23 protein-coding genes are annotated in these 21,721 nt (G+C 59.4%); 8 read left to right on the top strand and 15 right to left on the bottom strand.

All coding sequences use genetic code 11. The features are described 5' to 3' along the window. Positions 1-68 precede the first annotated feature (68 nt). Both AC07U5_RS04775 and AC07U5_RS04770 read left to right on the top strand, forming a co-directional pair. The gene (locus AC07U5_RS04775) at positions 69-2,039 is read left to right on the top strand and encodes a methyl-accepting chemotaxis protein (RefSeq protein ID WP_494722422.1); all 1,971 of its coding nucleotides are present in this window, start codon (positions 69-71) and stop codon (positions 2,037-2,039) included. Between the two features lie 235 nt (positions 2,040-2,274). Further along, entirely contained in the window at positions 2,275-2,682 is a 408-nt protein-coding gene (locus AC07U5_RS04770; RefSeq protein ID WP_494722421.1) for an ester cyclase, read from the top strand. Here the strand turns inward: AC07U5_RS04770 and AC07U5_RS04765 are convergent. Continuing rightward, positions 2,657-3,046: a RidA family protein gene (locus tag AC07U5_RS04765; RefSeq protein ID WP_494722420.1), complete on the bottom strand. Its 390-nt coding sequence runs from the start codon at positions 3,044-3,046 to the stop codon at positions 2,657-2,659. The two genes, AC07U5_RS04770 and AC07U5_RS04765, sit on opposite strands and share 26 nt — an antisense overlap. A 118-nt stretch (positions 3,047-3,164) precedes the next feature. Here AC07U5_RS04765 and AC07U5_RS04760 point away from each other — a divergent pair, with 118 nt between their 5' ends. Continuing rightward, complete coding sequence (locus tag AC07U5_RS04760; protein ID WP_494723255.1) at positions 3,165-4,061, top strand: LysR family transcriptional regulator; 897 nt, start codon at positions 3,165-3,167, stop codon at positions 4,059-4,061. Positions 4,062-4,130: 69 nt separating this feature from the next. On the opposite strand, the gene bdcA is transcribed toward AC07U5_RS04760, so the two are convergent. Next, on the bottom strand, positions 4,131-4,838 hold the full coding sequence (gene bdcA / locus AC07U5_RS04755; RefSeq protein ID WP_312808506.1) for an SDR family oxidoreductase: 708 nt from the start codon (positions 4,836-4,838) through the stop codon (positions 4,131-4,133). 78 nt (positions 4,839-4,916) lie between these two features. Between bdcA and AC07U5_RS04750 the strand changes: the two genes are divergently transcribed. The 3 genes from AC07U5_RS04750 (at position 4,917) to AC07U5_RS04740 (ending at position 8,503) form a co-directional block, all read left to right on the top strand. Continuing rightward, on the top strand, positions 4,917-5,519 hold the full coding sequence (locus AC07U5_RS04750) for a TetR/AcrR family transcriptional regulator (RefSeq protein ID WP_494722419.1): 603 nt from the start codon (positions 4,917-4,919) through the stop codon (positions 5,517-5,519). A gap of 132 nt (positions 5,520-5,651) precedes the next feature. Further along, on the top strand, positions 5,652-6,794 hold the full coding sequence (locus AC07U5_RS04745) for an alpha-hydroxy acid oxidase (protein ID WP_062426306.1): 1,143 nt from the start codon (positions 5,652-5,654) through the stop codon (positions 6,792-6,794). A 437-nt stretch (positions 6,795-7,231) separates the two neighbouring features. Further along, the gene (locus tag AC07U5_RS04740; RefSeq protein WP_494722418.1) at positions 7,232-8,503 is read left to right on the top strand and encodes a serine hydrolase; all 1,272 of its coding nucleotides are present in this window, start codon (positions 7,232-7,234) and stop codon (positions 8,501-8,503) included. A 36-nt stretch (positions 8,504-8,539) separates the two neighbouring features. Here the strand turns inward: AC07U5_RS04740 and AC07U5_RS04735 are convergent, their stop codons facing one another. From AC07U5_RS04735 to AC07U5_RS04695, 9 genes are all read right to left on the bottom strand, one after another. Further along, positions 8,540-9,280, bottom strand: coding sequence for a metallophosphoesterase family protein (locus tag AC07U5_RS04735; protein ID WP_494722417.1), 741 nt, complete (start codon positions 9,278-9,280; stop codon positions 8,540-8,542). Between the two features lie 5 nt (positions 9,281-9,285). Next, the gene (uraH, locus tag AC07U5_RS04730; RefSeq protein WP_113261606.1) at positions 9,286-9,642 is read right to left on the bottom strand and encodes a hydroxyisourate hydrolase; all 357 of its coding nucleotides are present in this window, start codon (positions 9,640-9,642) and stop codon (positions 9,286-9,288) included. Beyond that, positions 9,639-10,139, bottom strand: a complete 501-nt coding sequence (locus tag AC07U5_RS04725; RefSeq protein WP_111850409.1) for an ureidoglycolate lyase — start codon at positions 10,137-10,139, stop codon at positions 9,639-9,641. The genes uraH and AC07U5_RS04725 overlap by 4 nt, the downstream gene beginning before the upstream one ends. Positions 10,140-10,143: 4 nt before the next feature. Next, complete coding sequence (locus tag AC07U5_RS04720; RefSeq protein ID WP_494722416.1) at positions 10,144-10,506, bottom strand: HepT-like ribonuclease domain-containing protein; 363 nt, start codon at positions 10,504-10,506, stop codon at positions 10,144-10,146. Beyond that, positions 10,503-10,796, bottom strand: coding sequence for a nucleotidyltransferase family protein (locus tag AC07U5_RS04715; RefSeq protein WP_112359940.1), 294 nt, complete (start codon positions 10,794-10,796; stop codon positions 10,503-10,505). The genes AC07U5_RS04720 and AC07U5_RS04715 overlap by 4 nt, the downstream gene beginning before the upstream one ends. Before the next feature lie 62 nt (positions 10,797-10,858). Next, on the bottom strand, positions 10,859-11,362 hold the full coding sequence (uraD, locus tag AC07U5_RS04710; protein WP_494722415.1) for a 2-oxo-4-hydroxy-4-carboxy-5-ureidoimidazoline decarboxylase: 504 nt from the start codon (positions 11,360-11,362) through the stop codon (positions 10,859-10,861). Continuing rightward, positions 11,362-12,285 (bottom strand): allantoinase PuuE, encoded by a 924-nt coding sequence (gene puuE, locus AC07U5_RS04705; protein WP_494722414.1) that lies wholly within the window; start codon positions 12,283-12,285, stop codon positions 11,362-11,364. Before puuE ends, uraD begins: the two co-directional genes overlap by 1 nt. Positions 12,286-12,414: 129 nt before the next feature. Then, positions 12,415-13,122: a DUF1045 domain-containing protein gene (locus tag AC07U5_RS04700; protein ID WP_113327311.1), complete on the bottom strand. Its 708-nt coding sequence runs from the start codon at positions 13,120-13,122 to the stop codon at positions 12,415-12,417. Positions 13,123-13,227: 105 nt separating this feature from the next. Then, positions 13,228-14,421, bottom strand: coding sequence for an NAD(P)/FAD-dependent oxidoreductase (locus tag AC07U5_RS04695; RefSeq protein ID WP_494722413.1), 1,194 nt, complete (start codon positions 14,419-14,421; stop codon positions 13,228-13,230). On the opposite strand from AC07U5_RS04695, the gene mnmC2 reads away from it, so the two are divergent. Then, on the top strand, positions 14,420-15,151 hold the full coding sequence (gene mnmC2, locus AC07U5_RS04690) for a tRNA (5-methylaminomethyl-2-thiouridine)(34)-methyltransferase MnmC2 (RefSeq protein ID WP_494722412.1): 732 nt from the start codon (positions 14,420-14,422) through the stop codon (positions 15,149-15,151). The genes AC07U5_RS04695 and mnmC2 overlap by 2 nt on opposite strands. A 97-nt stretch (positions 15,152-15,248) precedes the next feature. On the opposite strand, the gene AC07U5_RS04685 is transcribed toward mnmC2, so the two are convergent. Beyond that, positions 15,249-16,799 carry a DEAD/DEAH box helicase gene (locus AC07U5_RS04685; protein ID WP_062440091.1) on the bottom strand — a complete coding sequence of 517 codons (1,551 nt, stop codon included), beginning with the start codon at positions 16,797-16,799 and terminating at the stop codon, positions 15,249-15,251. A gap of 420 nt (positions 16,800-17,219) precedes the next feature. Here AC07U5_RS04685 and AC07U5_RS04680 point away from each other — a divergent pair, with 420 nt between their 5' ends. Continuing rightward, positions 17,220-19,193: a response regulator gene (locus AC07U5_RS04680; protein WP_494722411.1), complete on the top strand. Its 1,974-nt coding sequence runs from the start codon at positions 17,220-17,222 to the stop codon at positions 19,191-19,193. Between the two features lie 185 nt (positions 19,194-19,378). Here the strand turns inward: AC07U5_RS04680 and AC07U5_RS04675 are convergent, their stop codons facing one another. The 3 genes from AC07U5_RS04675 to AC07U5_RS04665 all read right to left on the bottom strand — a co-directional run bounded on the left by AC07U5_RS04675 (position 19,379) and on the right by AC07U5_RS04665 (position 21,622). Continuing rightward, positions 19,379-19,762: a DoxX family protein gene (locus AC07U5_RS04675; RefSeq protein ID WP_494722410.1), complete on the bottom strand. Its 384-nt coding sequence runs from the start codon at positions 19,760-19,762 to the stop codon at positions 19,379-19,381. Between the two features lie 331 nt (positions 19,763-20,093). Then, positions 20,094-20,891 carry a class II glutamine amidotransferase gene (locus AC07U5_RS04670; RefSeq protein ID WP_062426292.1) on the bottom strand — a complete coding sequence of 266 codons (798 nt, stop codon included), beginning with the start codon at positions 20,889-20,891 and terminating at the stop codon, positions 20,094-20,096. Positions 20,892-21,001: 110 nt separating this feature from the next. Next, positions 21,002-21,622, bottom strand: a complete 621-nt coding sequence (locus AC07U5_RS04665; RefSeq protein WP_494722409.1) for a L,D-transpeptidase — start codon at positions 21,620-21,622, stop codon at positions 21,002-21,004. Positions 21,623-21,721: the final 99 nt, after the last annotated feature.

Here is a 21,721-nt window from a genome sequence, read left to right as displayed (position 1 = left end):
ACCGGTTCCCGGTTCCAAAAGTGCTGCCCCTGCGTCGTACAGGCATTTTTGATCGGAACGGAAGATCTATGTCATTTCTGAAGAATGCCAGCATTCGCACAAAAGTGTTGTCTCTTGTGCTGCCTCTGTGCGCTGTTGGAATGAGCGCCACGCTCTACATGTCCTACAATTACAAGCTCGCCGACAACACCTACTCAACCTTTATTTCGAAGGACACCACAGGGGCAACCGCGATGGCCCGTGCGAACAGAAACCTGACGGCCACTGCCTATGCCGCCTACCAGATTCTCGTTTACGATCGGGATAGTGCTGGCATGCAGAAGGCCATTGCTTTCTACAATGAGAGCAAAACGAAAATATTCGACCGGCTCGCAGCCGCGCGCGAAGGGCTGCCAGGGGAGCAGGCTGCCATTGATGCAATCACTGCTCAGGCGAAAGCCGTCGTTGCCATTACGGACCAGGCGGTCAAACTGGGTGCCGCGGATCAAGATGCGCAAGCAAAAGCAGAGCTGGCGAAAGCTGATGACTTGCTCATCCCGCTGGCTGACGAGGCATCTAAATTCCTGACACAGGAACTGAATGAGGTAGCAACGAGAAGCAAAGCTCTTAGCGCAGAGACGGATGCCACGATCTTCTGGTCCCTTTCCCTTGCCGGCTTAGCATTCGCCATCGGCATCATCGCATCGCTGATTGTTGCCTCAAAAGGCATCACGACCCCGATCGCAAATCTGCGCCAGCGCATGATTTCGCTGGCCGATGGTGAAACGCAAGCCCCCGTGGAGGGCCAGGAGCGCCACGACGAAGTCGGCCAGATGGCCAAGGCCGTTTCCGTCTTCCGCGACAACGCGCTCGACAAGATGCGGATGGAGAAGGAAGCCGCAGCCAATCTCAGCCTGACGGAAAAGGAACGCGCAGAACGCGAGGCGCAGAAGGCCAAAGACGTGGCAGACATTCAGTTCGCCGTCGATCAACTGGCAACCGCGCTGAACAAGCTGGCAGCAGGCGACGTTGCCAACCGGATCGATACGCCGTTCGTCTCTCATCTCGATACGCTGCGCACCAACTTCAACAGCTCTGTCGGCAACCTGAACGATGCGCTGCGGGCCGTCGGACAAAACGCCCGGGGCATCGATGCCGGCGCCAATGAAATCCGTGCCGCAGCAGACGATCTTTCCAAGCGTACCGAACAGCAGGCAGCGTCCGTCGAAGAGACCGCCGCCGCCTTGGAAGAAATCACCACAACGGTGAAAGACTCCAGCAGACGTGCGGAAGAAGTCGGCAAGCTGGTGGACAAGGCGCGTCACGGCGCGGAAAGATCCGGCGATGTCGTCCGCAAGGCCGTCACCGCCATGCAGGAGATCGAACGCTCGTCGGGAGAGATTACCAACATCATCTCCGTCATCGACGAGATCGCCTTCCAGACCAACCTTCTGGCCCTGAATGCAGGCGTCGAGGCGGCACGCGCGGGTGAAGCCGGCAAGGGCTTCGCGGTCGTTGCACAGGAAGTGCGTGAACTGGCGCAACGCTCGGCAAAGGCCGCGAAGGAAATCAAGGAACTCATCACCAACTCCGGGACGCATGTCCGCTCAGGCGTGGAACTCGTCGACGAAACTGGCCGCGCGCTTGAAGTCATCGTCGGTGAAGTCCAGGAGATCAACCGCCACGTCAATGCGATCGTCGAATCCTCGCGCGAACAGTCGACCGGTCTCCAGGAGATCAACACGGCCGTCAACTCGATGGACCAGGGAACGCAGCAGAACGCGGCGATGGTCGAGCAGACGACCGCAGCCAGCCACAGTCTTGCCAAGGAAGCGGCATCGCTGAACCAGCTGCTGTCGCGCTTCAATCTCGGCGAAACGGATGGCCGGAGCCGTAACACATCAGCACCCGTTGCAGGCACACCCAAAGCCGCCACAAGCGCCTCCAGGCCTGCCGCCTCCCCTGCACATGCCCTTGGTCGTAAGGTCGCCAGCGCGTTTGGCGGTGGTGCTGCTGCGGCAGCCGCAACAGCCGCTTCCGCCAGCTGGGAAGAGTTTTAAGACAAACGCCTCCAGCGAAACATACGCGAACAGGCGGCCTTGAGCCGCCTGTTCTGCTTTTGCCACCGTGGTTTTCTTGACGGCAGCTCTATCGGGATCGGGAATACCATCCGCTTGAAGTCCGGAGCTTATCCGATATTTCTGCTATTCCTAATTTAGCGAGAAAACGGAACTTCTGTAGCGAATCCGACTTCAAATGAGGGGCACTCGCGTTCATGAGCAGGGACAGGTTTGAATGACACAGCTCGCCGATCACTATCGCGCCTACATTGCCTGCCTCAACGATCAACGCTGGGATGATCTCGGGACGTTCGTTGCCTCCGACGTAACGCATAATGGCCGGAGCTTCGGGCTCGATGGCTACAGGAGCATGCTGATCAACGACTTCGAGACGATTCCGGATCTTTCCTTCAAGATCGAACTCCTCGCCTGCGATCCGCCCTACGTTGCGGCAAGGCTGGAATTCGACTGCTCGCCGAAATCCATGTTCCTCGGACTTCCCATCAATGGACGGCGCATTTCCTTCGCCGAAAACGTCTTCTACGAGTTCCGCGATCTGCAGATCGTCTCTGTCTGGTCCGTGATCGACAAGACTGCAATTGAGGCCCAACTGGGTCTCAAGGAAGACGCGCGATCACCTTGATTTCGAAGTCGAAACCGGCAAGCCAGTTTACGCCGACCGCAGTCCAGTTCGGATAGGGCGCCTCCGCAAAGATCTTGTCTTTGACGGCAAGCACCGCCTCGAATTGCTGTTCCGGATCGGTATGGAACGTCGTCACGTCAATGATGTCCTCAAACGTGCCGCCGGCGGCCTCCAACACCGCTTTCAGATTGGTGAAGGCCAGTTCAACCTGCTGTTCGAAATCCGGCTCGGGCGATCCATCCTCGCGCGCGCCAACCTGTCCGGAAATGAACAGAAGATCACCGGATCGGATGGCGGCGGAATAGCGGTGCATGTCGTAAAGTGCCTGACGACGGGCCGGGAAAACTGCTTCGGGCTTTGTCATGTGCTTCTCCTTCTTTAAACAGCCGGGATCGTTCACCTCGGCTGTTGGAGAGATAGCAATGACGCATAGATGCGATTAGACGTTGAAGTTGGGATGCACTCATGCAAAATTCCCATCAATCATGCGCCCATCCTTGACCGAACTCACCGCCTTCATGGCCGTCGCCACCCATCGCAGCTTTCGGCGTGCGGCGGACGAGCTTGGAACGGCACCGTCCACCTTGAGCCACACCGTGCGCGCGCTCGAGGAACGCCTTGGCGTGCGGTTGCTCAACCGGACGACCCGTAGCGTCTCGCCCACGGAAGCGGGACTTTCACTGCTCAATCGGCTGCACAAGGTGATGAATTCATTGGATGAGGCGCTCGATGCCACGGCTGCCTTTCGCGGCAATGTGGCGGGGCGAGTAAGGATCAACGCGCCGCGTGTCACCATCGCCTATCTTGTGCGGGAAATCCTGCCGCTGATGACGGAGCGGTATCCGGATGTCGAGGTCGATCTCGTGGCAGATGGCCGGTTGATCGATATCGTGTCCGCCGGCTTCGATGCCGGTGTTCGCCTGATGGAGGCCATCCCGAAGGACATGGTCGCCGTCCCTTTCGGCAAGCCCGTGCACTTTCTCTGCGTCGCCTCACCCGCCTATCTCGAGCGCGCCGGAGAACCGCTCACGCCGCACGATCTCACTCAACATCGCTGCATCGGCCACCGCCTGCCGAGCGGCAAGCTTTACAAATGGGAGTTCGAGCGCGCTGGGCAGGAACTCAGCGTCGAGACAGGCGGAACCGTGGTCCTGGATGACGAGGATCTGATGATCGAGGCTGCCGCAAGTGGTCTGGGGATCGCCTATGTTGTCAGTTGGATTGCCGAACCCGCGATCGCTGCCGGCAAATTGAAACCGGTGCTCACGTCCTGGATGCATGCGCCTGAGAGAATGGCGCTCTATTATCCCGGCCATCGATCGGTTCCGCCACCGCTGCGCGCCTTTATCGACGTGGTGAAATTCCAGCCGACCGCATAAGCCGAACGCGGCCGGCTCTATCCGTAGGAAAGGCGAAGGAAGCCAACGGCTCCCTCCACCCTGTTCACATCAGGCGCCAAAGGCGCCGTCGATCGTGTGCATCGCGCCGGTCACGAAGCCCGCTTCCGGGCCGGAAAGCCAGGCCACCATGCCAGCCACTTCCTCCGGACGGCCATGGCGCTTGATCGCCATGAAGCTGTGCATCAGATCCTTCATCGGCCCGCTTTCAGGATTGGCGTCTGTATCGATCGGGCCAGGCTGCACGACATTGATGGTGATGCCTCGGGGTCCGAAGTCACGCGCAAGCCCTCTTGCCAGTCCCTGCAGCGCCGACTTGCTGACCGCATAGGACGCCATGCCAGGCACCGGCATCCGGTCGCCATTCACCGAGCCGATGACGATGATGCGCCCACCGTCCGGCATCTGCCGCGCCGCCTCGACCGATGCGTGATAGGGCGTCTGGATGTTGATCTGGAAAAGACGATCGATTGCATCCGGGTCCTGTTCGAGGGCATCCCCGAAAATGGCGATGCCGGAATTGACGATGAGGATATCCAGAGGGCCGCTCTCGCGCACAACCTTGATAACCGCATCTCTGTTAGCGCTATCGGCCTGGATCGCGGTGCTTCCCGTTTCGCCGGCGAGGCTCTCCGCCGCATCTTTGGAGGCGCCATAGGTGAATGTGACCTTTGCGCCATCGGCTGCGAAACGGCGCACGATGGCAGCACCGATGCCACGGCTGGCGCCGAGCACCAGAATGGATTTTCCTTCGAACATGGTCTGTGCTTCCTTGAAGATTAACGTAATGATCGATACATAAATACCCAAAGACTATCCCGGTCAAGGTATTATGTAGTGAACGATACAAAAAACATTCGGCCCCGAGGCCGCCCGCGCCGCTTCGATCCTGACGAGGCCGTTGCTACGGCAAAGCATCTCTTCCACGCGCGCGGCTTCGATGCGCTGGGTGTCGCGGAGATCACGGCGACACTTGGAATCAACCCGCCAAGCTTTTACGCCGCCTTTGGCAGCAAGCTCGGTCTCTACCAGCGGGTCCTCGATCAGTACAACAGGACCGACGCTATCCCGCTGCCAGATCTGTTGCAGTCGGATAGGCCCATCGGCGAAAGCCTGACGGCGGTGATGGAGGATGCCGCGCGGCGATATGCGGCAGACCCCGAGGCCAGGGGCTGCTTGGTCATCGAAAGCACCCGCTGCGACGATGAGGACGCCCGAAACGCCGCAAGGGCGTTCTATGCGGCGGCAGGCAAGGTCATCCGGTCTCACATCGCCCAAAAATTTCCCGACAAGGCGGATCGGCTGGCCGACTTCGTTTGCTCAAGCATGGCCGGCCTTTCTGCCATGGCCCGCAACGGAGTGAGCCTCGCGCGCCTGCTGGAAATTGCACGGCTGGCGGGCAAGGCGGTCGAACTGGAGCTTCATTCCGCGAACGGATGAATGCTGCTTTGCCCTTGCGGCGTAACACGCGAGGTGAGCACCCTTTCCTGCCCGCTTGCGCAACGATTCCGGTGACATGGTGCCGAAATCCGTGCTATGGCCAACTGTCATTCAAATTTGAAGGCTTTATCCATGAGCAAAATCCTCACCATCGCAGACCTGAAGAAACAGGCGCAACGTCGCGTGCCGAAAATGTTCTTCGACTATGCCGATAGCGGCGCATGGACCGAAGGCACTTACCGCGCCAATGAGGATGATTTTCAAAAAATAAAGCTGCGTCAGCGCGTGCTGGTGGACATGACCAATCGTTCGCTGGAAACGGAGATGATTGGCGAGAAGGTCTCGATGCCGGTCGCACTCTCCCCAACGGGCCTCACCGGCATGCAGCATGCCGATGGTGAGATGCTGGCGGCCAAAGCCGCCGAAGAGTTCGGCGTTCCCTTCACCCTCTCGACCATGAGCATCTGCTCGATCGAGGATGTCGCCTCCGTCACCTCGCGCCCCTTCTGGTTCCAACTTTACGTGATGAAGGACCGCGACTTCATCAACAATCTCATCGACCGGGCAAAGGCCGCCAAGTGCTCGGCGCTGGTCCTGACGCTCGACCTTCAGATCCTCGGCCAGCGCCACAAGGACCTGCGCAACGGCCTCTCTGCCCCGCCGAAATTCACGCCCAAGCACATCTGGCAAATGGCGACGCGGCCGAAATGGTGCCTCGACATGCTGCAGACCAAGCGTCGTAGCTTCGGCAACATTGTCGGCCACGCCAAGAACGTTTCCGATCTTTCCTCCCTCTCGTCCTGGACGGCGGAGCAGTTCGACCCGCGGCTCTCCTGGAAAGATGTCGAGTGGATCAAGGAACGCTGGGGCGGCAAGCTAATCCTCAAGGGCATTCTCGATGAGGAAGATGCCCGTGCTGCGGCTGACACGGGAGCGGATGCCATCATCGTCTCCAACCATGGCGGTCGGCAGTTGGACGGCGCACTCTCCTCCATCGCCATGCTGCCGAAGATCGTCGATGCTGTGGGTGACCGGATCGAAGTCCATATGGATGGCGGCATCCGTTCCGGCCAGGACGTGCTGAAAGCCATCGCGCTCGGCGCCAAGGGCACCTATATCGGCCGCCCCTTCCTCTACGGTCTCGGCGCCAACGGAAAGCTTGGCGTGACGACGGCGCTTGAGATCATTCGCAAGGAAATGGACATCACCATGGCGCTTTGCGGCAAGCGTTTGATCACCGATATCGATCGCAGCATCCTCGTTCAGAACGCCTGATCATCGCACAACCGCACCGACCCGACCTTCCGACGCCCTCACAATGACGTGAGGGCGAAATGCCTGAAGGCGGCTATCAAGATGGACGCCGGTTGATCTGCCGAGCGTTTCTGCCACCTGCTGTGCGGACAACCTCATTCATGTTGTGACCATCTAAAAAACCCCGAAATTTCAGCATTTGCAGGTGACCTTTCCGGGTGATCGCTATCGTGTTGAGCCGCCTCACATGCCCGTCCGAAGCACTGCAGAAACCCTTCATCCACCCGCCAAGTCCCAAATCTGACCCGCCACCAGTGGGGGTCGATTTTCATACTTAATTAAGCATGAAGGCAGTCTTTAAACTTTGAACGGTTTTGTTGCCCGAAAGCGGCGTTACCTTATGCGGAACGGGCAGCTTCGGGACGAACCCACATTCGATGGGCAGTAAGGGGAATTTCATGTCGGGTAAGATCAGACGGGGAACGGCTGAAGCGTGGCTTTTCGCTTTGGCATTTTTCTGCGCGATCCTCACTTTCGGGGCAGCACCAGCGCAGGCACGCTATGCGCATATCGTCATCGATGCGAATTCTGGAAAGGTGCTGGATTCGCAGAATGCCGATCAGCTGAAATATCCCGCATCGCTGACCAAGATGATGACCCTCTATCTGACCTTCGAGGCGCTGCATAAGGGCCGCATCACCTGGGATCAGCGCATCACCATGTCGAAGAATGGCGCGGCGACCATTCCCTCCAAGCTCTATGTCCGCGCTGGCACCACCTTCACGGTACGCGAAGCCGTCTATGGCATGATCGTCAAATCCGCCAATGATCTCGCCGAAGGCATGGGCGATTATCTTGGCGGCTCCGAAGCCCGCTTTGCCGACATGATGACGCGCAAGGCGCGCCAGCTTGGCATGACGAAAACCGTGTTCCGCAATGCATCGGGCCTGCCGAACAAATCGCAAGTCACCACCGCACGCGACATGGCGAAACTCGGCCTCGCATTGCAGCGGGATTTCCCCCGCGAATACAAGATGTTCAGCTCCACATCCTTCACCTTTCGCGGCAAGACGATCCGTGGCCATAACCGCCTGCTGACGCGCTACAAGGGCGTCGACGGCATCAAGACCGGTTACACCAACGCTTCCGGTTTCAACATCGTCAGCGCCGTCAATCACAATGGCCGCAGCGTCGTCGCCGTCGTCCTGGGTGGACAGAGCGCCCAACGCCGCGACAATCAGGTCGTCGCGCTGCTTGACCGCACTCTTCCGAAAGCATCGCGCACGCGCAACACCGAGCAGCTGGTCGCCAGCGCCAGCACCAGCCGCACCTTCGACACGCCACCCTCCGTCGTACCGCTGCCGATGTTTGCCGAGCGCCATGACCCGATCGCCAATCAGATTGCGGCGGCAGATGGCGTGATGGCCGATATGATGCAGACTTCCGTCGCAGCCCCATCCGCCGTTCCTCCAGGCAGAAGCCGCTGGGAAGTGCAGATCGCCGCAACCGACTCGGAAGCCGCCGCCCTCTCCATGCTGAAATCTGCCAAGGATTCGCTATCCTCCGGCCATGCCGGTGTGGCACCCTACACCGAAGCGGTCAGAACCGGCGGCGCAACGCTCTACCGCGCCCGCTTCACCGGCTTCGACACCCAGGCAGAGGCGCTTTCGGCCTGCAAGGACCTGAAGGCACGCTCCTATTCCTGCGTGGTGATGACCAGCAACGGCTGAGCTCTGACAGCAGAGCTCAGCCCAGATCAGGCCAGTTCAGTCCAACCAGCCGCTCTCGATCGCGTTGCCGACGCGGTCCATGCCATTCTCGCGAGCCAATGCCGCCATGGGTGCTGCATTGTAGCGGATATTGCGATGGGTGACCTGAAAGCCATGCGCGGTGTCTTCGAGAACCACATAGGACGCCAGCCCGTGGCCGACATCGACCTGGTGATAGACCGGCTCGTCATCCTTCCAGCCGGGACAACCCACACTACCCGGATTGACGATCAGGCGACCGTCGGAAAGCTGCACTGTGCGGGCAAGATGGGTGTGGCCGCAAAGCATGATCGGCTGATCGATGCTGCGGGCAAGCGCTTCGATCTCGGCGCGGGCACGCAGATGCAGCACGCCTTCCGGCAGGATGCGCTCCAGCCAATAGTCCAGATCGCCAGCCGGTGAACCATGGCAGCAATAGGCCACGTCCTTGAACGCCATGTCGAATGGCAGCGCTTTCAGCCATTCGAGATCCCCTGGAGAAAGCTGTGGGTAGATCGTCTTTTCCCACGACCCCATCTCATCGGGCTGCTCCTCGATCAAGGCGCGGTCATGATTGCCGCGCACCGTCGGAATGCCTCGATCGATCAGCAGTCTCGCGGTGCGCCCCGCTTCCAGCGGACCGCTGAAACAATCGCCGAGATTGACGATGTCGGTGATGCCAAGCTTTTCAATATCGGCCAGCACCGCTTCAAGTGCTGCATGGTTTCCGTGGACGTCGGCAATCGCAGCAAAGATCATGACGATCAGCTCCCGCGATAAGTGGAGTAGCTGAAGGGCGAAAGCAGCAGCGGCACGTGGTAATGCCCGGCCTCATCGGCGATGCCGAAGCGGATCGGAATGATATCGAGGAAAGCCGGTTCCGGCAGCACAAGGCCTTTCTGGCGTAGATAATCGCCGGCATGGAAGACCAGCTCATATTGCCCGGCGCGGAACTCTTCCCCCACCAGCAGCGGCCCACCATCCACCCGGCCATCGCTGTTTGTCTCTACGCTCTTCAGCTTCTCGCGACGCTCGCCATCCAGCCGGTAGAGATCGATATTCAGTCCTTGCGCAGGCGTACCGTGGGCAGCATCGAGAACATGGGTCGTCAGGCCGGTCATGGACGTGGCTCCGCTATAAAAAAGGGTTGCTCGTAAAAATACTCTTCCAGATTGATGCCTGGACCATCGCGGTCCACCACCAGAAAGTCGCTCGTCTCGCCAATCGTCATCAGCGGATGGTGCCAGACATTGCGGTGGTAGTTCACTCCTTGGCCGGGCGCCGCAAGATACGCCTGGGGCCGACCGGGCTTGCCACCCTCATCCTCCGCGACCACCACCAGAAACGGTCGCGCTGAGAGCGGCGAAAAGCTCTGGCTGCCAAACGGATGCCGCTCCATCATATCGATGGCATGGGGAAAGCGTCGGGGCGTGCCGCGAAAGAGATTGATCACGACGCGCGCGCCCTCACCGACCACATCGGCTTGAGCGAGCGCATGATACCGCTCGGTATTGCCGCCATTGATGAGGCGCATCGTCGATGGATCGGCTTCGATGACATCACCAAAGGCACGAAAGGCTTCGCGCTCGAGAGGGCGGATTTCTAGAAATTCACTCAAATGCTTATTCACCTTGCGCGCGCCAGTTTCGGATGGTGGCAACACCCTCTTGCAGATCGGGGATAATTTCGGTGACCGCCTGCCAGATGGCAGGCAGCTCGATCTGGACATAGTCAAGCAGAATGAGGTCTCGCATATCTCTGATCGGTGCCCAAGGCACATGGGGATGCTGCGCCAAGAATTCCGGTGCCTCACCGTCAATCTTGATTACGGCTTCGCCGATGAGAACCAAGCATAGCATCACCGCCATCTGGGTCCGCGTGTCGGAGAGGAACAACGCTTCGTCCATATCCCCCACGAAGCTCTGAACTCTCGACGCGATCGTCTCGATCGTCTCGATATGCTGAAGCAGGCTGTCCGATCTCATATCGGCCTTGCTTCTTCTGCGACCCGAAAGCGAATGCGCTCAGGAAGATCGCCCATCGTGAGAAGATGGACATCGGTCCCTCTCATCATGTCCGAAAGCTCCTCCAGCAACCCGCCGAGATCGAAGAGCGTCGTCCCTGGCAAGGCATCGACCAGAATATCGAGGTCGCTGTCCGGCCGGTCCTCGCCGCGCGCAACCGAACCGAAGACTCGCGGATTGGCCGCGTTGAAGCGCTTGGTCGCTTCGCGGATCGCCTCCCGATTCTGCTCCAGCACGTCCGACGGTCTCATCGCCTAAATCCTTTGCTGGCGGGGAATATAGGGCGAGAAAGGCCGCGTGGAAAGCTGCCGCATCAGGCAGCAGTCTCGGGCAACAGCGCGGAAAGGCGCAAGTAAGCGATCTTCTCCACCTGTGCAGTTGCGGTGGCAAACTCCTGTTCGGCGTCGTTGTGAATGCGCTCTTCGAAGGCACGCAGAATATCGTCCTTGTTGAGCCCCTTCACCGCGATGATGAAAGGAAAACCGTTCTTCTCGACATAAGCCGTATTGAGCGCGGTGAAGCGCGCATGCTCTTCCGGCGTCAGCCGATCGAGCCCGGCACCGGCCTGCTCCTTTTTGCTGTCCTCGGTCAGCCCTCCGGCAATGGCGAGCTTACCGGCAAGATCCGGGTGCGCCCGCAAGACACTCAGACGCTCCTCATAAGAGGCGGCACGAAACGGCACGCAAAGCGCCTCGTGAACACCTCTGGCCGTCAGCGGCTCCACCACCAGACCTGCATCATAGGCGCGTTCGGCAATGAAGGGCGAATGCTCGAAGACGCCGCCGAAACGGCTGATGAAATCGTCACGCTCTAGCATCAAAGCGCCTCCGGCTTGTGATGCTCGTGCCAGTGGCGCGCAATGTCGATCCGCCGCGGTATCCAGACCTTCTCGTGGCCGAGCACATATTCGATGAAACGGCGAAGCGCTGCCGCACGTCCCGGACGACCGACCAGACGGCAATGAAGACCGACGCTCATCATCTTGGCGGAGCCTTCCACACCCTCCTGATAGAGCACATCAAAGGCATCCTTCAGATAGGTGTAGAACTGATCGCCGGAATTGAAGCCCTGCGGCGTGGCAAAGCGCATGTCGTTGGTTTCAAGCGTATAGGGGATGATCAGGAACGGATCGTTCTTCGAACCCTTGACCCAATAGGGCAGATCGTCGGCGTAGGAATCGGAGGAATAGAGGAAGCCACCCTCCTCCATCACCAGCTTCAGCGTATGGTCGGACGGCTTGCCCTGATACATGCCGTAGGGCCGCTCGCCCGTCAGTTCCGTGTGCAGCCGCACCGCTTCGAGAATGTGTTTGCGCTCTTCCTCTTCGGAGAAATCCTTATATTCCAGCCAGCGATAGCCGTGGCTGGCAATCTCCCATCCCGCTTCCTTCATCGCCGCAACCGCTTCCGGATTGCGCGCCATGGCGGAGGTCACGCCATAGACAGTGGTGGTTACGCCGAGCGACGTGAACATGCGCCAAAGACGCCAGAAACCGGCGCGCGAGCCATATTCGTAGATCGATTCCATGTTGAGGTTGCGCTGACCGGCCCAAGGCTGCGCCCCGACGATTTCGGAGAGCAGCGATTCCGACGCCTTGTCATTGTCGAGAATGCAGCTCTCCCCGCCCTCTTCATAATTGATGACGAATTGCACGGCGATGCGCGCATCCCCCGGCCATTTCGGATCGGGAGCGTTGCGGCCATAACCAATGAGATTGCGGGGATAGTCTGCGGAAATCATCAAATCACCTTCACGAAATTTCGTGAACGGTAGCATCGCAGACCGGAAAGTCGAGAGCGTTTCAGCGCAATTTCACCAAAAGCGCCCGCTGCTTTTACGCTGGGCTGAAACGTCCAGCGCACCTTGCAATCAGGCGATCTTGCGCGCCGAGACGCGGCCCATCGGATGCAGCGAATGCACCCTGAACGGCGCGCCCGGCTCCTCTTCGACGAAGAGCGCCAGATTGGCGAACTCCAGCGGTCGCTCCAGCAGGGCGGCGAAAACGCTTCGCAAAGCCCGCTCCAGGCGAGCGCAATCGGCTGGCACGATGGCGCCGGTCAGCGTCATCTGAAAACGAAACTCATCCATGACGTAAGGGTGTCCCCAGCGATGCAAATTGGTCAGTTGGGTGGCAGAGAGCCGGTGCGGATCGGCCCGGTCGATGTCGGCATCAGAAAGGGGCGCACGGTAGCGGTCGAAATCCTGCACCACGCTTGCAGCGAGGAAATTCAGCGTCTCCGACGGCCAGGATGGGACGAGCCCATAGCTGTTGCCCAGCTTGGCGATTTCAAGCGGCGGCAGCGTGAAAGGCTGGTGCGTGCCGGCAAACCGCATCAGGTCGCGAAGAAGCCCGGCTTCGGTCATGCCTTCGGCAAGGTAAAACGGCGCCTTGATCGCACCGTGGAAACCGTATCGGCGCGGAAGTGCGGTAAAGTAGGAGAGCTCTTGCATCCCAAGCCCGGTCTGTGGTGGTGGCTCGATGCTGTGGCCGGAATAGACGTCGCGACCAAGCCACGATGCAGCAGCAAAGGTCATCGGGTCGTTCGGGGAAGGCGTGTAATGAATGGCGTACCGCATGCGTCGTCACCTCGCCCCGCTCAATTGGGATTTACGTCTGTATGTGCATGGCGACAGCAGATAGGTGATTTGCGTGACAGATTGACGACGCAAAACGAAGACGAATCAAAGATTTCCGTGAGCGAGAGCCAGGTGCGTTTCGGTGCGGAAGCTTGAGGGCACATCCATATCCTGGCCCTGAACGGCGCAAAGCGCAGCATTCGCAAGACGATGCGCCAGACCGAAGCTCACCTTGAAGCCGCCTGTCAGGGCCACGATCTGAGGATGATCGGGATGCGCGCCCACCATCGGATCACGACCAATTGCTTTTGGACGAAGACCGGCCCAACGCTCGATCACCTCAGCCGTAGAAAGCGCCGGCACAATCTCCCTTGCCGCATCCATCAAAGCGTCCAGCTTCGCATCGGTGCTGAAGGCATCGGCAAAATCTTCCTCGCTGGTGCTGCCGATCGCAACCGTTCCGTCCTCATGCGGCACGATGTAAAGCCCGTTGAGGAAGACCACCGGCATGGCCGGATCGATCGTCGCCCGCAACAGGGCGGCCTGGCCCTTCACCGCCTGCCCCAGTGCTGGCTCAGCGGGAAGAGCAAATGCCTGCGTCAAGAGCGGAAAGGAGGTATGCCCCGCCGAGACAATGGCATGGGAAAATGACAGTCGCGCGCCATCGTCGAAATGCGCAAGACGCTCTTTGCCCAGCGACACGACCTTTTGGCCCTCCACGACACGCACATGCCGCGAAGCTTTGAGACGCGCTGTGAGTGCTGCAACCAAAGCCCGCGGCGAGACCTTGGCGGCAAAGGTATCATGCACAAAGCCCGCCTGCCCCGCGGATGCATCAACCCAGTTTTCCACCGGCGGCGCGTCCAGCACATGCCAGTGAAAACGCTGCCCCTGCTGATCCCAATTGGTCAGCGCCTCCTGGCGGTGGCGTTCGGCGATGGGCCGCAGATGCGGCTTCGGCAGCGGGATGATGCGCCCGCATCGCCGGTAACCGGCCGACATGCCGGTTTCGGCTTCCAGCTGCGCAATCTCGTCTTCAAGCGTCAGAAGCGCATCGAACTGAAACTGCTTCTTGTCGTTCCAGCGATCCGGCATATGCGGCATCAGGGCGCCGAGCAGGCCACCGCTTGCGCCGCTTCCCGTTTGGCCGGCATCGACCAGCACCGTATCGATCCCCAGACGGTCCGCCTTCAGCGCCGCCCACAGGCCCATGATGCCGCCGCCGACAATCAGCAGCGCGGCACTGGAGGGTAATGGCGATTGACCTTGGTGATCGGGAAGACTATCGGCTTGGACCATGACACATCCCGAAGATGCAAGACCGGACAGCACCGGCAACAACATGCTGGATTGGCGAGAGGGCGATATGCCCTATTCCCTGGCCTTTGGCGATCATTTTTATTGCCAGACCGAGGGGCGGCTGGAATGCGAGCATGTCTCTCTCAACGGTAACGGACTGCCGGATCGCTGGGAAGATCACCCGAAAGAGACCTTCGTGATCGGAGAACTCGGCTTCGGCACTGCGCTCAATCTCACCGAGACATGGCGGCAGTGGAAGCTTGCGCGCAAGCCTGGCCAGACATTGCACTTCGTCTCCTTCGAGCTTTACCCAATGCGCGCCGCAGAGATCGACCGGGCGCTGTCGCGCTGGCCCGAGGTGAATGCCGAACGTCAGGCCCTCGTTTCGCTTTGGCCGGAAGAGCCCCACGGTATTGTCGAGCTGCAACTGGATGAGCAGACGAAGCTCACCGTCGTCTGCGGCGAGGCGTTACAGGGTATCAAGCAAAGCGACCTCGTCTTCGACGCCTGGTACCTCGATGGCTTTGCGCCGTCGCGCAATCCGGACATGTGGTCGGTAGAGATCATGAGCGCGATCTACGACAAGACGCAAGAGCGCGGAACCTTTGCGACCTATGCCGCCGCTGGATTTGTTCGCCGGAACTTGCAGTCCGCAGGCTTTGCAGTCGAGCGCCGAAAGGGCTTTGCCGGCAAGCGGGAAATGCTCTGCGGCACCAAGCAGCTGCGATAGCAGATCGGCCGAGTAGCCTCACCGTCCCATCGACAAGATACCCAAAACAAAAACGCCCGGATCATCGTCCGGGCGTTTTCGAATTCATCAGATCAGATCAGCCGCGCTTGCGACCGCGACCGGCGTTCCCGGCAGGACGAGCCTGACCGGCAGCGGCAAAGGAGCCAGCCTTGCGGGCCGGACGGCCCTGGCCGCCACGATGCTTGCGCGGACCAGCGGCCTTGGCGCCTTCGGCACCTTCAACCTTGGTACGCTTGAAGTCGGACGTGACTTCCAGATCGTTGTCGCGCTCGACGGGAGCGAACTCGCCCGCACGCTGTCCACGGAAATCGCCATTGCGACGTCCACCGTCGCGATGACCACCTTCACGGTGACCGCCCTCACGATGAGCACGGGCCGGACGATCGCCATGTGCACGCTCGCCGCGCTCGCCACCCTGACGACGACCGCCATTGCCGGCGCCGTTTCCACGGCCGCCACGGTTGCCGCTGCCACGGGTCGGGCTGGCAAGACCTTCTGGACGCTCGCCAGAGAGGACCGGAATTTCGATCTTCATCAGCTTTTCGATGTCGTGCAGCAGGCGGGTTTCGTCCGGTGCGCAGAATGCAATCGCAATACCATCGCGACCGGCACGGGCCGTACGGCCGATACGGTGCACATAGGCATCTGCTACTTCGGGCAGATCGTAGTTGAAGACATGCGTTACGGCAGGAATGTCGATGCCACGTGCAGCAACGTCCGTCGCCACCAGCACCTTGACTTCACCATCCTTGAAGCCCTTCAACGCGCGCTCGCGCTGGCCCTGGCTCTTGTTGCCATGGATCGACGCGACCTTGAAGCCGATATGCTCAAGATGCTTGTAGAGCTTTTCGGCACCATGCTTGGTACGAAGGAAGACGATGGCGCGGCCATCGGGGTTTTCCGACAAAGACTTCTTCAGAAGGTCCGTCTTGTCGTTCTTGCCGGCGACGAAGTGAACATACTGCTCAACCTTGTCGGCAGCCTTGCCCGGAGGTGTGACTTCCACCTTGACCGGATCAGTCAGATAGCTACCGGCAAGATCGGCAATCGTCTTCGGCATGGTCGCCGAAAAGAGAAGCGTCTGCCGCTTGGCAGGCACCATCTTGGAAATCTTGCGCAGATCGTGAATGAAGCCGAGATCCAGCATCTGGTCGGCTTCGTCGAGAACGAGATGCGTGACCTTGGACAGCGAAATCGCGTTGCGCGCGATCAGGTCGAGCAGGCGGCCAGGCGTGGCGACCAGAATATCGGTACCCTTTTCCAGCTGCAGCTGCTGCTTGTTGATCGATGCGCCGCCGACAACCTGGTTGATGCGAAGCGGCGTCTTCTTCACGAAGGCGCGCAGGCTTTCACCGATCTGGTTGACCAGTTCGCGTGTCGGCGCAAGGATCAGGGAGCGGGTGGTGCGGTTTGCAGGACGTTCTGCATGCTTCATCAGCATTTCGATCATCGGCAGGCCGAATGCAGCGGTCTTGCCGGTGCCGGTCTGAGCCAGACCAATGACGTCGCGACCTTCCATGAGGAAGGGAATGGCTTTCGCCTGAATAGGTGTTGGTGTCGTGTAACCGAGAGCGGTGACCGCAGCCACGAGCTTTTCGGAGAGGCCGAGTTCGTTAAAACTGGTCAATAGAATACCTTTCGGGGCGCCAAAACGCTTCAGCCGGTTCAGCCCATGCTGTCCGGTTGTCTTGGCGTCAAGAACCCCGCGTGAATTGGGAACTTGGTGGTTGAAATGACTTTCTGCGCTTAGCACCGGCGAAGGGTCGCCGTATTCTGTATTGCCTGCGCTTTTCCTTCATGCGTGCGTATAATTTTCAAGTGGACGCTACAGCTCACGCGGCTGTGGAAGGTGAAAGCTTGACAGGCATGTGGTCGTTTTGCCGAAAAAAGTCAAGCAATTCTTTCGCAGGCACCACCCTCACAACCTGATGCTTATGGTTAAAAAAGCGTGAAAAGCCTTGGTCGCCCATGGTTTTTCATGCGCACCTCTCCTAGCTTGCGATCAGATTAAAGATATTTTGATTCCATTGATGGTGCGGAGTACGGCTTGAGTATCGAGGGCAGCTTGTTGGAAAAGGCTTGCCAGGGCGTTTCGTCCCTGCACCTGCCGGCTTGCGTGAAGAACAGCGAGTTGCGCTATATCTGCGTCAACCAAGCCTATGCCCGTTTTGCCGGAAAGAACCAACAAGACTTTGCCGGGCAAACCAGCCGCCTCATCTTCAACACCGCGGACGATGTGGAGCGGGAGGACAAGGAACGCCGCTGTCTCGTCTTCGCCACCGACGAGGTCGCCACCTGCCGGGGGATCTTGCCTGAGGCGCAGACCCTGCGATGCGAGCGCTTCATCGACGAGGCCGGGCAGATCTTTCTCTACGAAGTCTTCGAAAAGATGCCGGACTTCGACAGCACGCCACGGCCAAACCCGGTCAGTGTCATGGAAAATGACGCTCAGGGGGCAGAAGAAGATGGTCGGCATCGCAGCAATGACGCCCGTTGGCTCTCCGAGATCAAGACGCCGCTCACCGGCATCCTTCGCATGGCAGACGCGCTGGCCCGAACCGACCTCGACACCCGACAAAGGATCTATGCGGACACAATCGTCCAATCCGGCAACGCGTTGCTGCGAAGCCTGGACGCTGTGCTGAGCGCGTCTGCGACTGACACCTCGGCATCCTTGCAGACAAGCCTCTTCGATCCCGCCGATCTGATGGAAGAGATTGCGTCGCTGCTCGCCTTTCATGCGGAAGAGAAGGGGCTGACTGTCTTTACCGACATCGATGCATCGGCAGAGATCACGATCGAAGCGGACGCAGCGCGCTTACGTCAGATCGTCACCCACCTCGTCAGCAACGCCATCCGCTTCACCCGGTCCGGTCACGTCATTGTCAGGCTGAAGGCTGAGAACGTTGCGGACGGCGTCTCACTTCGGCTGATCGTCGAAGATACCGGCATCGGCATGTCGCAGGAGCAACTTGCCTCCATCCTTGGTCAAAACAGTCGTTCTGTACCAGCCGCAACCGGGCTCGCTGAAACCCTCAGGATCGTGTCTCTGTTCGATGGCAGGATCGAGGCGAAAAGCGAAGAGAACAGTGGATCGGTCTTTACCGTAACACTGCCGGTTTGCGTGATTTCGGCACAACCCGTCACACCTCTATGGCCTGCCCACGCAAGCATCCTGGTGATCGACGGCAATGCGATGAGCCGCGATATTCTGACAAGACACCTCAGCGACTGGAAGCTGGACGCCTATGCCGCCGAAGACGGTACGACCGGGCTTGCCGTTCTGGAGGAAGCCATAGCGCTCGGTCTGCGCCCCGCAGCTCTCCTTGTCGATGAGGCCATGCCCGATATGCGTGCCAATGACGTGGTCGCGTACCTCCGCCGTCATCCCGGCACGCAGGACATCCCCGTGATCCTGCTGACCGCGCTTGGAGAGAGGGACGCTTGCGAGAACGCTCACGCCTACCTTGCCAAGCCGGTGCGCGGGCGAAAGCTTCGTGAAACTCTGGAAGCGCTCATTCCCGCTCCTGTTCTGACAGACATCCCCTCGCCTTCGATTACCGCACCTGTCGAGGATGATCAGCCGTTTCACCTGCCGCAGCCGCCCCGCAAGAACGGCTCCGGCATCGATGTGCTGGTGGCTGAAGACAATGATGTCAACCAGATCGTCTTCAGCCAGATCCTGCAGCAAACGGGACTCAGCTTCCGCATCGTCGCCAATGGCAAGAAGGCCGTGGAAGCCTGGCGCAATGACAGCCCGGCGCTCATCTTGATGGACGTGTCGATGCCGGTCATGAGCGGCTACCACGCAACCCAATCCATCCGCCGGATGGAGGACGACGAAGACGGCCGCCTCGGCCGCGTGCCGATCATCGGTGTCACGGCGCACGCTTTGGATCTGGACAGCGAATTATGCTTGGCGTCCGGCATGGACGACTATGTCTCAAAACCCATCAGCCCCGAACTGCTACGCGCCAAGATCAGCCAGTGGCTACCGAAGGGCGCGCTGGAAGCGTTTTAAAGCGCCGTGCGTCCTATTGGACCCACGAAGGATGCTCTACCTTTTTGAATCGACGCATCGCGCTTTCCGAAAATTGAGAAGGCACCGACTTTAAGCGCCTCCGATGGGAGTTGCGGTTGAACCCCGATAGCCCGCTCTCCGCCATCCTTGGGTCGAGCCCAGGGATGGCGGCGAACAAGGGCATCTTAGCGCTTGTCGACTGCGAACGCGCCCGGACCTGCGGTCACCAGGAACAGGAAGACGAAGCAGAATAGGATCGCAGCATCACCGCCATTGATAGCGGGGAAGAAGCTTTTCGGCGCATGTGCCATGAAATAGGCGAACGCCATCTGGCCGGACAGAATGAAGGCGGCCGGGCGGGTGAAGAAGCCGACGAGGATGAGAATGCCGCCGACGAGTTCGAGCAGAGCGGCCGCAAGAAGAAGCGGCGGGAGCGAGCCTTCCATCTGCGCTGGCGGAAAACCGAACAGCTTCTGCGTGCCGTGTTCGATGAAGAGAAGTGCGGCAATGATACGCAGTGCTGCAAGGGCGTAAGGCTGATAACGGGACAATTTTTCAAATACCGACATTCAAGCGTTCCTGATTGGCGCATTTCCAGCGGCGGTGCTTAGCTTCGTGTCTAGAAATGCATAAAAACAAAGGGTTGAAGCTCATACGATGGAAATACGGTCATCGCATTTGCTTGAGGTGACGCTTCGTCGATAGGCGCGAAATCGAGCGCTCGATAATCACATTTCCGCTATCAAAAAGAAGGGGATCTATCAGCCACAGGCGCAACTCTCCGTTGAGTTGAAAAAATGCCCCGTTTCCCGCCTCGCCTAGCGGAATTCAACCGGCAGCATCTATTGGCGCCAGAAATTAATCCACATATTTTAGGTTTCGGTTGACGGCACACCGCACTCAGGCGGTCATCAGAACTGCATCGCGATAGTAAGGCGTGAAGGGCTTGAACTCGATCTTGCCCTTGGTCACGGTCGCCACCGTATTGGCAGGGATGATTTCCCACATCTCGCCGCCCGTGCCGAAGGGTTCGGAGGCGATGGCGATGCCCTCCCCCATATTGCGCCAGTAAAGGGTCGGCGGGCGGGCGTCGCTCGACCAGCGAAAGGCGTGCAGCGTATCGCCATCGGCGTGGATGGCGCTGAAACGGATGGGTTGGTCTACGCCTGCATCGAGCACCACATCCATGCAGATTTCGATGGTGCGCGAAAGCGCATCGACCGGGTCCTTATCGAGACCGAGGCCAGCGGCAATCAGGAACATCGCCTCGCTATCGCCATTGCCGGACCGCGAGCAGTAAACATCATCGGAAATATGCGCCTCGATGGCGCGCTTCACCTTCTCATAGCCGCCGATCTGGCCGTTATGCATGAAAAGGTGTCGCCCAAAACCGAAGGGATGGCAGTTGGCCATGGAAACGCCGCCGGTGGTGGCGGAGCGCACATGCGCCAGAAACATGCCGGCGCGGATTTGATGACACAGCGAGGTGAGGTTCCTGTCAGACCATGCGGGCAGGATGCCGCGATAGATCCCCGGCTCGGGTCTTTCGCCATACCAGCCAATCCCGCACCCATCGCCGTTCACCACCGTCTTGGCTTCCCTTGCGGCAAGCGACTGGCTGATCAGCGAACTCTCCGGCTCGATCAGCAGAGTGTCGAGCCAGACAGGTGAGCCGGAATAGGCAAGAAAACGGCACATGCGCATACCTTCATATCAGGTTGAAAGCGCCCCACCGATCGGGCCATTGGGGCGGCCTCATTGTTCAACAAGGCCGCTCTAACGCCCGATCAGGGCGTTAATGAGATGCTTCAGGCCTGGATCACGACCACGCGGGCGCCGACCGGGACGCGCTCGTAAAGGTCGATGATATCGTGGTTGAGCATACGGATACAACCACTCGACATGGCGTGTCCGATCGACTGCGGCTGGTTGGTGCCATGCAGGCGGAACATCGTGTCATTGCCGTTGCGATAAAGATAAAGCGCACGCGCACCCAACGGGTTGTTAAGGCCGCCTGGCATGCCGCCGGCATATTTCAGGTTCCGTTCCGGCTCGCGGCGGATCATGTTCGGGGTCGGCGTCCAGCTTGGCCACTCGGCCTTGCGACCCACATAGGCATTGCCCTTCAGCGCCAGGCCCTGTCGACCGACACCCACACCGTAGCGAACGGCGCGGCCATCGCCGAGAACGAAATAGAGGCGGCGCGCCGGCGTGTCGACGACCACGGTTCCGGCCGGATAGGTGGTTTCATAGGCCACTTCCTGGCGGCGCAATTCCGGCTTGATCTTCTCAAGCGGCATGGCTGCCATGGGAAACTGCTCATTCGGCAGAGCCGCATAGTTCTGCCGCTGGCCCGCGGGATTGATACTTGCACAGCCTGCCAGGAAAAGTGGCAACCCGAACAGGAAACCACGACGCGAAATCGACATATTACCCCCTGCCGTCACGAATCTTTCGATTTAACCAGAGGTATATTTTTATGGTTAACAAATATCTAATATCCTTGGCCGGAGGTTAAGGACCAGTGG

Source organism: Agrobacterium sp. GW821-FHT02D03 (genome assembly GCF_059421725.1).
The sequence above is the reverse complement of the archived record's forward strand: the minus strand, read 5'-3'. Positions and strand labels throughout refer to the sequence as shown.